The 14,597-nt window shown below is 70.1% G+C and carries 9 protein-coding genes; 4 read left to right on the plus strand and 5 right to left on the minus strand.

Going from position 1 to position 14,597, the window contains the following annotated elements:
• The first annotated feature begins 22 nt into the window (after nucleotides 1-22).
• Nucleotides 23-3,733, plus strand: a complete 3,711-nt coding sequence (locus Microterr_RS00680; protein ID WP_425560933.1) for an efflux RND transporter permease subunit — start codon at nucleotides 23-25, stop codon at nucleotides 3,731-3,733.
• Between the two features lie 27 nt (nucleotides 3,734-3,760).
• On the opposite strand, the gene Microterr_RS00685 is transcribed toward Microterr_RS00680, so the two are convergent.
• A complete protein-coding gene (locus Microterr_RS00685; protein ID WP_263796725.1) occupies nucleotides 3,761-4,666 on the minus strand; it encodes a hypothetical protein in 906 nt (301 codons plus the stop codon).
• A gap of 300 nt (nucleotides 4,667-4,966) precedes the next feature.
• On the opposite strand from Microterr_RS00685, the gene Microterr_RS00690 reads away from it, so the two are divergent.
• Nucleotides 4,967-7,135, plus strand: coding sequence for a DEAD/DEAH box helicase (locus Microterr_RS00690; RefSeq protein ID WP_263796724.1), 2,169 nt, complete (start codon nucleotides 4,967-4,969; stop codon nucleotides 7,133-7,135).
• 12 nt (nucleotides 7,136-7,147) lie between these two features.
• Here Microterr_RS00690 and Microterr_RS00695 read toward each other — a convergent pair whose 3' ends face one another.
• Nucleotides 7,148-8,410 (minus strand): glycosyltransferase, encoded by a 1,263-nt coding sequence (locus Microterr_RS00695; RefSeq protein WP_263796723.1) that lies wholly within the window; start codon nucleotides 8,408-8,410, stop codon nucleotides 7,148-7,150.
• Between the two features lie 52 nt (nucleotides 8,411-8,462).
• Nucleotides 8,463-10,577 carry an intein-containing Rv2578c family radical SAM protein gene (locus tag Microterr_RS00700; protein ID WP_263796722.1) on the minus strand — a complete coding sequence of 705 codons (2,115 nt, stop codon included), beginning with the start codon at nucleotides 10,575-10,577 and terminating at the stop codon, nucleotides 8,463-8,465.
• A gap of 119 nt (nucleotides 10,578-10,696) precedes the next feature.
• Here Microterr_RS00700 and Microterr_RS00705 point away from each other — a divergent pair, with 119 nt between their 5' ends.
• Both Microterr_RS00705 and Microterr_RS00710 read left to right on the plus strand, forming a co-directional pair.
• Nucleotides 10,697-11,710 carry a M15 family metallopeptidase gene (locus Microterr_RS00705; RefSeq protein WP_263796721.1) on the plus strand — a complete coding sequence of 338 codons (1,014 nt, stop codon included), beginning with the start codon at nucleotides 10,697-10,699 and terminating at the stop codon, nucleotides 11,708-11,710.
• Nucleotides 11,711-11,795: 85 nt separating this feature from the next.
• Complete coding sequence (locus tag Microterr_RS00710; protein WP_263796719.1) at nucleotides 11,796-12,959, plus strand: acyl-CoA dehydrogenase family protein; 1,164 nt, start codon at nucleotides 11,796-11,798, stop codon at nucleotides 12,957-12,959.
• Between the two features lie 178 nt (nucleotides 12,960-13,137).
• Here Microterr_RS00710 and Microterr_RS00715 read toward each other — a convergent pair whose 3' ends face one another.
• Together Microterr_RS00715 and Microterr_RS00720 are read right to left on the minus strand one after the other, a co-directional pair.
• A complete protein-coding gene (locus tag Microterr_RS00715; protein ID WP_263796718.1) occupies nucleotides 13,138-13,710 on the minus strand; it encodes an ECF transporter S component in 573 nt (190 codons plus the stop codon).
• Nucleotides 13,707-14,591, minus strand: a complete 885-nt coding sequence (locus Microterr_RS00720; protein ID WP_263796716.1) for a siderophore-interacting protein — start codon at nucleotides 14,589-14,591, stop codon at nucleotides 13,707-13,709. The genes Microterr_RS00715 and Microterr_RS00720 overlap by 4 nt, the downstream gene beginning before the upstream one ends.
• Between the last annotated feature and the right edge of the window lie 6 nt (nucleotides 14,592-14,597).

The following is a 14,597-nucleotide window of genomic DNA, read 5'->3' on the forward strand; positions in this document are numbered from 1 at the left end:
TCCCCTTCTCGCAAAGGCACCCGTGTCGAATCTCGCCGTTCTGAGCCTGAAGAATCGCGCGCTCATCGCGCTGATCACGATCGTCGCCGCCGTCTTCGGCGGAATCGCGCTGACGAGCCTCAAGCAGGAGCTGATCCCGTCGATCGAGTTCCCGCAGCTGTCGGTCGTGACGACCTACCCCGGCGCCTCGCCGGAGGTCGTCGCCAACGACGTGTCCACGCCGATCGAGACCGCGATCCAGGGAGTCCCCGGGCTCGAGTCGACCAGTGCGACGAGCACGACCAACGCGTCGGTCGTGCAGGCCTCCTTCACCTACGGCACCGATCTCGCGACCGCCGAGCAGAAGATGACGCAGGCGATCAACCGGATCAAGAGCCAGCTGCCCGACAGCGTCGAGCCGAACGTCATCTCGGTGAGCATCGACGACCTTCCCGTCATCCAGATCGCCGTCACCGGCTATGACGACGCCGAGGCGGTGCAGGCGACGCTGGAGTCCACCGTCATCCCCGATCTCGAGGATGTCGACGGCGTGAACGCGGCGCAGATCGTCGGCGGCGTGGGCCAGCGGGTCACGATCACGCCCGATCAGGATGAGCTCGCCGAGGCCGGCTACACCCAGCAGGCGATCACCGACGCGCTCGATCAGAACGGCGTGCTGTTCCCCGGCGGCGAGATCACCGAGGGCGACGAGAGCCTCACCGTGCAGACGGGCGCGAAGATCACGTCGGTCGACGAGATCGCGGCGCTCCCGCTCGTCCCCTCCGACGCCGCGCAGTTCGCCGCGGGCGCCGTGACGATCTCGGATGTCGCAGAGGTCGAGATCGCGCAGGATCCGGTCACCTCGATCTCGCGGGTGAACGGCGAGCCCGCCCTGACGATCGCCGTCACGAAGCTGCCTGCCGCCAACACCGTCGACGTCTCGCAGGGCGTGCTCGACGTGCTGCCGGAGCTCGAGGACGACCTCGGCGGCGACGCGGAGTTCACGGTCATCTTCGACCAGGCGCCCTACATCCAGCAGTCGATCGAGGCGCTCGCACAGGAGGGCCTGCTCGGCCTGGCCTTCGCGGTGCTCGTCATCCTGCTCTTCCTCTGGTCGGTCCGCTCGACGCTCGTCACCGCGATCTCGATCCCGACCAGCGTGCTGATCACCTTCATCGGCATCCAGGCATTCGGCTACTCGCTCAACATCCTGACGCTCGGCGCCCTCACCATCGCGATCGGCCGCGTCGTCGACGACTCGATCGTCGTGATCGAGAACATCAAGCGGCACTACGTCGGCGACGCCGACAAGATGACCGCGATCAAGCTGGCCGTGCGCGAGGTGGCCTCCGCCATCACGGCGTCGACGATCACGACGGTCGCGGTGTTCCTGCCGATCGCGTTCGTCGGCGACCTGACCGGCGAGCTGTTCCGGCCGTTCGCGATGACCGTCACCATCGCGATGGCGGCGTCGCTGTTCGTCGCACTGACGATCGTCCCGGTGCTCGCCTACTGGTTCCTCCGCCCCGGCAAGCCGCTGCTCGACGCCGACGGCAAGCAGGTCGACCCCGAGGCGCCCGAGGCGCCGCCGTCGCGCCTGCAGAAGGGATACCTGCCGATCCTGCGCTGGACGCTGCGGCACTCGTGGGTCACCCTGCTGCTGGCCGTGCTCGTGCTGGCCGGCACGGTCGCCGCCGCGCCGTTCATGAAGACCAACTTCCTCGGCGACTCGGGTCAGAACACCTTCACCATGACGCAGGACATCGGCCCCGCGGCGAGCCTCGACGCGCAGGATGCTGCGGCCGCCGAGGTCGAGGACGTGCTCGACGGCATCGACGGCATCGAGACCGTGCAGGTCTCGATCGGCTCGAGCGGTTCCGCGATCCGCGATGCCTTCACCGGCGGCGGTGGCGGCATCACGTACTCGATCACGACCGACGCCGACGCCGACCAGGTCGCGCTGCGCGAAGAGGTCACCCAGGCGATGGCGGACCTCGACGACGCCGGCACGATCACCGTGGCCGGCGGTGGCGGCGGGTTCGGCTCGAGCGACATCGAGATCGACGTGACGGCACCCGACCAGTCGACGCTGCAGGACGCGTCGGACGCCGTCGTCGACGCGATGGACGGCATCGACGGGGTCAGCCAGGTAAGCAGCAACCTCTCGGCCTCGCTTCCCTACATCGCCGTGGTCGTCGACCGCGAGGACGCCGCCGAGCTCGGGCTGTCGGAGGTCGCCGTCGGCGCCCTCGTCTCCCAGACGATGCAGCCGCAGTCGATCGGCACGGTCGAGATCGACGACACCACGCTGACGGTCTACCTCGCCGCATCGCAGACGCCGGCGACGATCGACGAGCTCAAGGAGCTCACCGTGCCGACCGCCACCGGGCCGGTCGAGCTCCAGGACGTCGCCACCATCGAGGAGAGCAACGGCCCCACCTCGATCTCGACGCAGCGCGGACAGCGCACAGCGACCGTGACGGTGACGCCCTCCGGTGACGACCTCGCCACCGCGTCGGCTTCGGTCACGACCGCGCTCGAGGACGTGGATCTCCCCGACGCGGCAGATGCAGAGCTCGGCGGCGTGGTCACCCAGCAGGGTGACGCGTTCTCCCAGCTCGGGCTCGCGATGCTCGCGGCGATCCTGATCGTCTACATCGTGATGGTCGCGACCTTCAAGTCGCTGCGCCAGCCGCTGCTGCTGCTCGTCTCGGTGCCGTTCGCGGCGACCGGAGCCATCCTGCTGCAGATCGCCACCGGGGTTCCCCTGGGCGTCGCGTCGCTGATCGGCGTGCTGATGCTCATCGGCATCGTGGTGACGAACGCCATCGTCCTCGTCGACCTGGTCAACCAGTACCGCGAGAAGGGCCTCACAGCGCACGACGCCACGATCGCCGGCGGGTCGCGACGTCTCCGCCCGATCCTCATGACGGCGCTGGCCACGATCTTCGCGCTCACGCCCATGGCGCTGGGCATCACCGGTCACGGCGGATTCATCTCGCAGCCGCTCGCGATCGTCGTGATCGGCGGTCTGATCTCGTCGACCTTCCTGACGCTGCTCGTGCTGCCGACCCTCTACAACCTCGTCGAGGGCGCCAAGGAGCGTCGCGCGGCCCGCCGTGCCGCCAAGGCCGGTGGCGTCGGGGAGCCCGCGCTCGCCCTCGCCGGTGCGGCGGGGGCCGCGGAGGCGGCCGAGGTGTTCGAGTCGCGACGTGAGCGTCGCCTGCGCGAGCAGGCCGAGGCGGATGCCGCTTCCGGCGTGACGGACGTCGAGACGCCGGCGATCGACGAGGGACCCGACATCGAGGTCTCCGATTCCGCTCCGGCGCCGGTGGACGCTGAGTCTCCGGTCGAGGAGTCCGAGGTCGAGGAGCCTGCGGTCGAGGAGTCCGAGGTCGACGAGTCTGCGGTCGAGGAGCCGACGGAGCTGGAGCCGCCGATCGAGGAGCCTGCGGTCGACGAATCCGCGGAGCTTGAGGCGCCGATCGAGGAGGGACCCGACGTCGAGGTCTCCGATTCTGTTCCGGCGCCTGTGGACGCTGAGTCTGCCGTCGACGAGCCGGCCGGCGACGCCGAGCCTGCGGTTGAGGAGCCCTCGGATGAGGAGGCTTCAGGCGAGGAGCCCTCGGAGGAGGAAGCTTCAGACGAGGAGATCGCCGGGGCCGACGAGCACGGGGAGGCCGACGAGGAGGCCGCCGAGCACGACGAGCACCGCGACGACGAGCACCGCGACGACGAGCACCGCGACTCCTGACGCCGGGCGGCAGCAGCCGCACGGCCGTCAGGGCAGCGCCGGGGCGAACTCCAGCGGCACGGCGACGCCGTGCTCCACGTCGACGTCGTCGGGGAACACCGCCAACGCGTGGTGCGTCTCGCCGTCCAGGGTCAGGGTGACCTCGTACGTGAAGGGGAAGTCGCCGAGCCGTGATGCGGCCAGCGCCTCGTCGTCCGGCCCGTCGAAGGACAGGGATCCCGGCGGCAGGCAGTCGGTCACCGGCTCGGCCTCGATCGTCGTCGACGCGCCGTTCGCGGCCGTCACGGTGATCGTCGCCGCGTACTCCTCGGGAGGCGCTGCCAGGTTGCCGACGGTCAATTCGAGGCCGTACGAGTCGGGCTCGCCGTCATGGTCGGCGATGAGCGCGAGACTCGCGACGGGTTCGGGGAGCGGCGCGTCCGCCGGAGTGGACCACCGCAGAGTCGCCGCCATGTCACCCGAACCCTCGCCCCCGGCGAACAGGTCGACGCGGTAGTCGGCGGCCTCGCCACGCGGCCGCACCGACCACCAGCCATCGCCGAGATCGACGACCTCGGCCTCCACCGAGCGGCCCGTGCAGTAGTCATCGCCTTCGACCTGTCCGACGTGCAGCGAGTCGAACCCGGCGACCGGGACGAACACGAGCAGCTCGTCGGGAGAGCCCACCGACGGCGGATCCTCGTCGACGCCGTCCACACACGCGTTGCCGTAGCAGTACGTGACCGGGGCGAGGTGCAGCTCAGTCCCGTCGTACCGGATCACGAACGGCCCAGGGCCGCTCATCCCCGTTCCGTACTCGGCGCCCGCCGTGACGGTCTCGGTGGGCGCGGGCAGGGCACCTGGCGGTTCGGGCATGGGGCGCGCGGTCGCGCAGGCGACCAGCATCCCGCCCGCCATGATGATGGCGGCGGTCACGGCGATGCCTCGACGCATGGGTGCTCCTCGCTCTGTCAGTGTCGCCGGTGCGGTCATCGTCTCAGATCGGGTGGTCGGGCGACTTCACAGGCGCGTCCGCTAGGCTTGATCGGTCGGCTCTGGACACCGTGCATGCTGCACGGATGGGTTTGTGAGTCCAAGGGGCCGATGGTGGGAGCGAATCCGCTCCGACGACCATCATCTGAATGGCCCCCGGCCGACGACAGTCCGGGTTACTCCGTGCCGCAAGAGCGGCCGCGCACGCGCGCGTTCTGAGGAGTGCTGTTCTCGCACGAGACAACCCAGAAGGACACCACCATGCCCAAGAGCAAGAAGCCGGCCGCAGGCCGCGCCCAGAACTTCGAGCCCCGCTACGCCAAGAAGGCCGGCACCGATCGCTTCCGCCAGGCCGGACCGGCCAAGGCAGGCAGCAAGAGCCCCAAGCACCGCGGCTTCCGTGCCGAGGAGACGACGGATGCTGCGCCCAAGCGTCGCTGGACCGCGCAGGAGCGCGCCGGTCGCGACGAGGCCCGCACCATCCGCACGCACAGCCGCGACGAGCGCGGCACCCGTTCGTACGCTGACCGGCCGGCTCGTGATGACCGTCCCGCGCGTTCGTACAGCGACCGGCCCGCTCGTTCGTACGGTGACCGTCCGGCTCGCGATGACCGTCCCGCGCGTTCGTACGATGACCGTCCCCGCCGCGACGACCGCGGCACAGCCGCGGGCCGCTCAGGCGGCGCGCCGCGCTCGAACGACCGCCGCCCGGCGGGTCGAGACGGATCCCCGCAGTTCGGTCGCGATGCAGACCGACCGCGTCGTGAGTACGGCAACGACCGTCCGGCGCGGTCGTTCGACGATCGTCCCCGTCGCGAGTACGGCAACGACCGTCCGGCCCGTTCGTTCGACGACCGTCCGCGTCGCGACAACGACCGCGCTCCGCGCCGCGAGTACGGCAACGACCGTCCGTCCCGTTCGTTCGATGACCGTCCGCGCCGTGAGTACGGCAGCGACCGTCCGGCGCGTCCGTCCAACGACCGTCCGGCCCGTTCGTTCGATGACCGTCCGCGTCGCGACAATGACCGTCCGGCCCGTTCGTTCGATGACCGTCCGCGTCGCGACAACGACCGCGCTCCGCGCCGCGAGTACGGCAGCGACCGTCCGGCCCGCTCGTTCAACGACCGTGCCCCCCGCGGCAACGACCGTCCGACGCGCTCTGACTGGAACACGGCTCCGAAGCGCTCGGCCGCGCACGAGCAGCACGTCGACGTCGTGCACGAGCGCCTGCAGGCCGAGGCCATCCAGGCGACCGACGTCCAGGGCGTCGGCTTCGGCGATCTGGGTCTCGGCGACAACATCGTCCGCGTCCTGAACGAGCTGGGCGCAGCATCCCCCTTCCCGATCCAGGCCGCCACGATCCCCGAGATCCTCGCGGGCCGCGACGTGCTCGCCCGCGGGCGCACCGGCTCCGGCAAGACCATCGCGTTCGGTGCCCCGCTCGTCGAGAGCGTGCTGCGCTCGCAGGCCGGTCAGCGTCGCGAGTTCGGCCGTGCCCCCAAGGCGCTCATCCTCGCGCCGACGCGAGAGCTCGCGTTGCAGATCGACCGCACGATCCAGCCGATCGCCCGCAGCGTCGGCCTGTTCACCACGCAGATCTACGGTGGCGTCCCCCAGGGTCGTCAGGTCGGTGCGCTGAAGAAGGGCGTCGACATCATCATCGGCACGCCCGGCCGCATCGAGGACCTCGTGAACCAGGGCAAGCTCGACCTCTCGGGCGTGCAGATCGCGGTGCTCGACGAGGCCGACCACATGTGCGAGCTCGGGTTCCTCGAGCCCGTGCAGCGCATCCTGCGCTTCACCGCGGAGGGCTCGCAGAAGCTGCTCTTCTCGGCGACGCTCGACCGCGAGGTGTCGGCGCTCGTCGACGAGTTCCTCGTCGAGCCGGCCGTGCACGAGGTCGCCGGTGAGGACCAGGCCTCCAGCACGATCGAGCACCGGGTGCTCGTGATCGACCACCGCGACAAGGCCGAGATCCTCGACTCGCTCGTCGACCGCGACGGCAAGACCCTCGTCTTCGCCCGCACCCGCGCCTACGCCGAGATGCTCGCCGAGCAGTTCGACGACGTCGGGATCAACGCGGTCGCGCTGCACGGCGACCTCAACCAGGCCAAGCGCACGCGCAACCTGGAGCGCCTCACCTCGGGCCGCGTCAGCGTTCTCGTGGCCACGGACGTCGCCGCCCGCGGCATCCACGTCGACGACATCGACCTGGTGATCCAGGCCGACGCGCCGGACGAGTACAAGACGTACCTGCACCGCTCCGGCCGCACGGGCCGTGCGGGCGCCAGTGGTCGCGTCGTGACGCTCATCACCCGTCAGCGGCGCCGCCGGATGACCGAGATGCTCGAGCGCGCGGAGATCGACGCACCCTTCGAGGACGTCCGCCCCGGCGACGACCTCATCGAGGCGATCCGTCAGCCCCAGTAGTCCGAGAGGCGCTCACAGGAGCGTCTCGACGAGTTCGGCCGCGCGCGTGGCGCCGCCCAGCGATCTCAGCTGAGCGCCCACGCGCGCGGCCGATTCACGGTACCCGGCTCCGTCCGTGACGCGGTCGAACCCCGCTGCGATCTTGGCGACGGTCGGTGTTCCGGTGCGCAGATTGACCCCCGCGCCCGCCCAGGCCACCCGCGCGGCGATCTCCGGCTTGTCGAGATCGCCGCCGGCGATGACGAGCGGGATGCTGTGGGCCAGCGCCGCGAGTGTGCCGCCCCAGCCGCCGTTGCTGATCATCAGGTCCACCCGCGGCAGCAGGGCCGCGTAGGGCAGGAAGCCCGCGACCCTGGCATTCGCCGGCACGGGGAACGGCAGCTCGTCGCGCCCGCGAGCACCCGTCGACACGACGACGAGCAGATCACGGTGCGCGAGCGCCTCGAGGGCAGGTCGGATCAGGTCGGACGGGGTGGTGTTCAGCGTGCCCTGGGTCACATGGACCACCGTGCGATCGTCGAGGTCGTCCCACCAGGGCGGCAGGTCGTCCTCTGCGGTGATGCGGGCGTGCAGCTCGCCCACGAACTGCAGGTGCGCGGGCCGGTCGCTGCGCGCGAAGTCGAGCAGGGGCGCGCCGCTCGCGACGACGAGCTGCGGCGAGAGGATCGCGGCATCGAACGACCGGGTGGCCGAGGGCAGTCCTGCGGACTCGCGCGCGCGGACCAGCGGTTTCATCAGCGGCCGCGACAGGAGCGGCATCGCCGCGCGCAGCATCGCGTCGCGCGCCCGCGTGACCGGATTGCGACCAGGGGCGAGGCCCATCCCACCCGGCGGCCCCTGCGGGCCGGGGAGATGGAGCGGCAGCACCGCGACGGTGGCCCACGGGCAGCCGCTGCGCTCTGCGAAGAAGGCGGTGCCGATCGACAGCTCGTCTCCGGCGATGACGTCCCAGGGTTCGTCCTCCCACGCGGCGGCGAGGTCGTCGACCTGCGCAGGCGCCGTGCCGATCATGCAGTCCTGGATGTTGATGAAGACCTGGCCGAGTCCTCGCTTGCCGACCAGTCGCGGGAACGTCGCCGCCAGGTCGCCCTCGTCGAAGTCCGGCGCAGCGCGCCAGCCGACGAATCGGGCGCCGGTGGCCTCCACCCGGGTGCGGAATGCCCCGCCGGTGTAGAACCGCACGTCGTGCCCGCGGGCGACGAGGCCCTGCGCGACCGCGAGCAGCGGTGTCACGTGGCCGGTGAAGGGCATCGCCGCGAGCATGATCTTCGCCATCCCGTCATGGTGGCCGAGATCGGTCGCCGGCGGAACCCGTCAGGGCGCCGCGTCAGAACAGTCGGCCCGGATCGGCCGCGAAGGCGACACCCGCGCGCCGCCCCCTCGTGGTCGTGACGACGGCCGCGCGCGCCGCGGCCCCCGCTGCCGTCGCGCGTGGGGGAGCGTCGTCCTCCGCCTCGCCGTTGAGGCGGTAGACCCGCAGCAGCGGTCGCACCCGCTTCGCGAGCCACACCCGGTACGCCTTGGGTGCGGTCGCGGTGACGCCGGGGTACAGGCCGCGGTAGCTCGACACCAGTTCGGGATGCTCTCGCTCGAGCCACTGCAGGAACCACTGCTTCGCTCCCGGGCGCAGATGCAGGGCGCCGAACACGACGCGTGCGGCGCCGGCATCCTTGATCCGTGACAGTGCGTGGTCGAGCGCCGCGATCGAATCGGTCAGGTGCGGCAGGATCGGCATCAGGAAGACCGTCACGCGGAACCCCGCCGCCGTGGCGGCCCGCACCGTCTCGAGTCGTGCCGCCGCGCTCGGCGTGCCCGGCTCCACGAGCTTCTGCAGGGTGTCATCGAAGACCGCGATCGACATCGCGAGCGACACCTCGACGGATGCTGACGCCTCCTGCAGCAGCGGCAGATCGCGCCGCAGCAGAGTGCCCTTCGTCAGCAGCGAGAACGGCGTGCCCGAGTCGGTGAGTGCGCCGATGATCTCCGGCATGAGCCGATAACGGCCCTCCGCGCGCTGGTAGGGGTCGGTGTTCGTGCCGAGCGCGACGGTCTCCCTGCGCCACGCCGGCTTGGCGAGTTCGCGCCGCAGCACGTCTGCGACGTTGACCTTCACGACGATCTGCGAGTCGAAGTCGTGCCCCGCGTCGAGCTCGAGGTACTCGTGCGTGCCGCGGGCGAAGCAGTTGTGGCTGATCACCCCGTTCGCGATGAAGTCGCCCGTACCGGTTGTGATGTCGACCATGTCGATCTCGACGCCGAGATCCTCGATCGTGACGATACGGAGGTCGACCGCCGTCTTGACGGCGGTGCCCGCGATCAGGCGTTTCCGGGTGATCGCCGGGTCGCCGAACGTGAAGACCCGCTGGCGCGCCGGGAGCCCGCCGGTGACGCGGATCGCCCGCACGCCGTTCGGACGCGGGGGCTCGACCACATACGTGACACCGCACGCGTCGAGCGCCTCGCAGGTGAGTCTGATGATGTCCTCGTCCTTGTTCGAGATGCGCAGGATGCCGCGGGAGCAGGACCCTTCCGCGTCGAAGATTCCGCCCAGGAATCCTGCGTGCCAGTCGGTCGTCCGGGCAACCGGTTCGGCGATGATCGCCTCGATCGTGGTGACGTCGCTGGCGCGCGCTGTGTGGATCGCGGTCATCTCGCGTCGATGCGGCGTCGCAGCGCTGAAGGGGCGGGTGTGGGTGACGACACCGGAGGATGCCAGATACTGACGGGTCCGGTCGAGCGCCTCCTCGTCTGCGAGTGCGAGCCGGAAGCGGTGGATCCGTCGCGTGCGACGGCCGTCGGCGTAGGCCTTGTGGAGGATCATCCTGTCGCCGCGGATCATCCCCGACAGGTAGCCGGACTGATAGTCCGTGGTCTCGGACGCGACACTGACCGCACTCCCGGCACCGAACCCGAGCAGCCGGTTGTTCAGTGTCAGGTGGGGGCGCTGAGGAACCCCGCCCGATGCGCCGATGACGTACTTCCAGCCGCGCTCCGTGAGGAACCGGTGGTCACCGCTCGCGACGAGTTCGGTCCCGTCGGCAAGCGTGACGCGGTACGCGCGTTTGCGTGTTCGCCAGGCGGCCCTCACCGTCGTCGGCACATAGCGCCGGTACGCCCCGCTCTCCTGTGTTCCGATGATCTGGTCGCCAGGGGTGAGGGACGAGATCGGCACCTGTCGCCCGTCGGACTTCAGGACGAGAGTGTCGGGCGCCAGGCAGTACGAGCACGCATGAGAGCAGCCTCGGTAGGGGTTCACCGTCCAGTCGAACGGCATCGCCGAGACCGAGGGCACATGGTTGAGCGCACTCTTGGCCATCACCTCGTGGAAGGTCATCCCCGCGAACTCAGGGGTCGTGACCGACCGCACGAATCCGCCGTAGCTCTCCAGGCCGGGCAGGGCGGCAGCATCCGTCGCATCCAGCTGCTGTCCCTGCCACCTCATGACACACAGTAGAACAAAGATACGAGGATGAGTCAAGATGATGGCTGCCTCATTCGAAACCGGCGGTCGGATGCGGCGAGCCGGGCGACATGGCGCCCGCCCGGCGCGAGAATGGCCCGGTGACGGAGTCGGCCCGACGAAGCGTCGCCCCGCGGCATCGGCGGATGCGTCGCGGGGTGCGTGCCGCGCGCGCTGCCGGACTGATGGTCGTCGGCATCCTGCTGGTCGGCGGCTCGGCCGCCGTCACGATGGCACTCACCGGCGGACCTGTGGAGGCCGGCCTGCAGCTCACTCCGTGGACCACCTCGACTGCTGCGCCGGTGGGGCCGGATCTCGCCCAGCCGGCGACGGTGCGGGTGCTGCCCGCGCCGCGTATCGAGGCGGCTCCGCAGTCAGGGCAGGCCGAGCCGGGGGCCGACATCTGCGAGCAGCCGGGTGTGCGGGACGCGCTCGACGCAGGCGACGATGCGGCAGTGATCGAAGCCGCGGGCGGGGCCGCAGCGTTCCGCGACGCGGTCGCCGGCGGCAAGGCCGACTGCATCTCGCTGGGCGACCCTGAGCGCATCTGGCTGGTCGTCAACAAGACACGTCCCTACGACCCGCTCGACCACCGGCCGGCCGATCTCACCGCGGTCAGCGGCGTGCGCAACCTCGCCGGCGGATTCCTGCGGGCGGATGCGGGCACCGCCCTCACCGCGATGGTGACGGCCGCGCGGAGCGTGGGCGAGCTGGCGATGGAGAGCGGCTACCGCTCTTTCGCCACCCAGACCGCAACGTACGCCGGCCAGGTCTCCGCCCGGGGTGCGGAGCACGCCGACCTCGTCAGCGCCCGACCCGGCTACAGCGAGCATCAGTCCGGCCTGACTCTCGACGTCGTCGCGTGCAACGGCGGGTGCGGAACGCTCGACGACCTCGCGGGCACGCCCCAGGGGGAGTGGGTCGCGGCGCACGCCTGGGAATACGGCTGGATCGTGCGCTACGAGGCCGATCGCACCGGCATCACCGGGTATCTGCCGGAGCCGTGGCATCTCCGCTACATCGGCACCGACCTCGCCGCCGAGTACCACGAGGGTGGATGGCACACGCTCGAGGAGTTCTTCGGGCTCCCGGCCGCCCCCGACTATCTCGGTTGAGCACTGCCCCGCATCCTGAAACTGAGTACCATAAGACGTGGGATGCAATCCCAACATCTGCACTCGACGAGGAGAGGGAGCCGCGATGGAACGCGACATCTACGACGAGGACCACGAGGCTTTCCGCGAGGTCGTCAAGGAGTTCATCAAGCGCTACGCGACGAATGAGAAGCGCGAGCAGTGGGACGCGGACGGCGAGATCGACCGCGAGACGATGCTCGCCGCCGGCGAGTCCGGTCTGATCGGCCTGTCCGTCCCGGAGGAGTTCGGCGGCGCCGGCATGCTGCAGGACTACCGCTTCCGCACGATCGTGAACGAAGAGGTCATCGGCGCAGGAGCGGGATCGCTCGCCGGCGCATTCGGCATCCAGGATGACCTGGCCGTGCCGTACATCGTCCACATGGGCACGCAGGCGCAGAAGGAGAAGTGGCTGCCCGGCATGGCCACCGGTGAGATCCTCGGGGCGCTCGCGATGACCGAGCCGGGTGCCGGCAGCGACCTGCGCGGCATCAAGACCACCGCCAAGAAGGTCGACGGCGGCTACCTCGTCAACGGGGCGAAGACGTTCATCTCCAGCGGCAAGACCGCGGACATCGTGGTGACCTTCGTCAAGACCGGCGAGGGCAACCGCCCCGACGCCTTCAGCCTCCTCATCCTCGAGAACGGCATGGAGGGCTTCGACCACGGCAAGAAGCTGCACAAGATGGGCTCGCACGGCCACGACACCGCCGAGCTGTCGTTCAGCGACGTGTTCGTGCCCGAGGAGAACCTCATCAGCGGCAAGGAGGGTCAGGGCTTCATCCAGCTCATGATGAACCTGCCGCTGGAGCGTCTGTCGATCGGCATCGCCGCCGCATCCGCGTCGCAGGCCGCCCTCGCCTGGACGGTCGACTACACCAAGAGCCGTGAGGCGTTCGGCGAGCGGGTCATCGACTTCCAGAACACCCGCTTCAAGCTCGCCGACGTCGCGACGACCGTCGACGTGATGTGGGCGTACCTCGACCGGGCTCTGCTCGCGTACAAGGACGGCAAGCTCACCGCCGAAGAGGCCGCGAAGGTGAAGTTCTGGACCACCGACCGCGAGTGGGAGATCCTCGACACCTGCGTGCAACTGCACGGCGGCTACGGCTACATCACCGAGTACCCGATCGCGCGTGCGTTCCTCGACGCGCGTGTGCACCGCATCTACGGCGGCACGAACGAGATCATGCGCGAGATCGTCGGACGCCAGATCGCCGGCAAGCGATAGGTCGCCGTTCGCCCTCGGTCACTGCCAGCCTGCCTCCGCCAGAACACCTGTTCCGGCGGAGGCAGGCTGTTTTGACCCCGGAACGTCCTGTGCTCGCCAGAACAGGTGTTTCGGCGGGGGCGCGCGGGGCCCTGTGCTCGCCAGAACAGGTGTTTCGGCGAGCGAGCCAGGGAGCGGGTCAGTGCTGGCCGGCTGGCCCGTCGCCGCGTCCGAGTCCCCGGCTCGCCAGCCCGCGGCGACGGGCGAGGCGGGCCACCCCGGCAGCGCGGAGGCGATCGGCGATGACGATGCCGAGCCAGACGCCGAAGATGCAGCCGACGATCGTGAGCGCGAAGAAGGCGATCTGCGCCCAGACCGGCATGGTCCAGAGGTTGAACGAGGTCGCGGCCAGGATCGGATAGAGGACGCCGACGAAGACGGCGCCCGCGTAGTACTGCCAGGTCCGCCACGACCGGTAGAGCACGACGAGGAACGCGAGTTCGGCGAAGAACGCCCACCAGACGGCGGCCGCGAGCGACGGGAACGCGATGAGCCCCGAGATCACGCCGACCAGGATGCCGGCCAGCGGGCGCTCGAGCAGCCGAAGAGCGACCGTCGCCGGCAGCAGCCACAGACCCGCGAGGGCGACCGAGAAGAACGGCACGACGGCGAACAGCACCGACGACAGGGCCGTGGCGCCCCAGAGCAGCGCGCCTCCCGCCACGCCGATCGCGGCGCAGGTGAGGAGGTACGACGTGGCGATGCGGTTCATGCGCGGGCCTCGCTGTTCGCGATCTGCGACTTCGGCGTCGGCGACGCCGCACCGGTGCGCCAGTAGCCCGAGAAGCTGATCCGGTTCTTGTCGATGCCACGCTCGTTCGCGAGGTGGCGACGCGCCTCGGCGGGAAGCGACTGCTCGCCGACGATGAACGCGTGGAACGGCTGGGCGGGCAGCTCGTCCGCCCGGAGGGAGACGAGCGCGTCCAGTGCGAGGGCGCCCGCCTTCGCTTCGTGGTCGCGGACGAGCCAGCGCACGTCGATGCCCACGGGATGCGTGAACTCGAGGATGTCGTCGGCCGACGGAACCTCGACCAGCGCGATGCCCCGGGCGTTCCCCGGCAGGGACGCGCACACGTTGGCGACGGCCGGGAGGCCGGACTCGTCCGTCACGAGCAGCACCTGATCGGTGCCGCGCTCGGGGTTGAACATCAGCCCCTCGTCGATGATGACGACGCTCTCGCCCGCCCGGCAGGTCTGCGCCCAGCGCGAGGCCGGGCCGGCGTCTCCCCCTTCGACCGTTCCGTGGATGACGAAGTCCACGTCGATCTCGGCACCCTGATCGCCCGACGCGGCGCGGTAGGCGCGCACGGAGTAGTTCCGCATCACCGGGCGCATGCCCTCCGGGATGCGCAGGTACTTGAGATAGCCGAAGATCTTGTTCGCCTTCGCGGGGATCCGCTCGAGGCCCGCATCGCCGCCGAGCGGCAGGAAGATCCGGAACCACTGGTCCCAGCCCATCGGGCGGAACCGCTCGACCTCCGCGCCGCCGAGCGTCACGCGCATGAAGTGCGGCGAGATCTGCGCCGTGCGCAGCACGGTGAGATGCACCAGGCCCTGAGTCTCTGGCTTGATCATGCGGCTGTTCTGGGCCACGGGGTT

Origin of the sequence: Microbacterium terricola, assembly GCF_027943945.1 — a bacterium.
Lineage (GTDB): Bacteria > Actinomycetota > Actinomycetes > Actinomycetales > Microbacteriaceae > Microbacterium > Microbacterium terricola.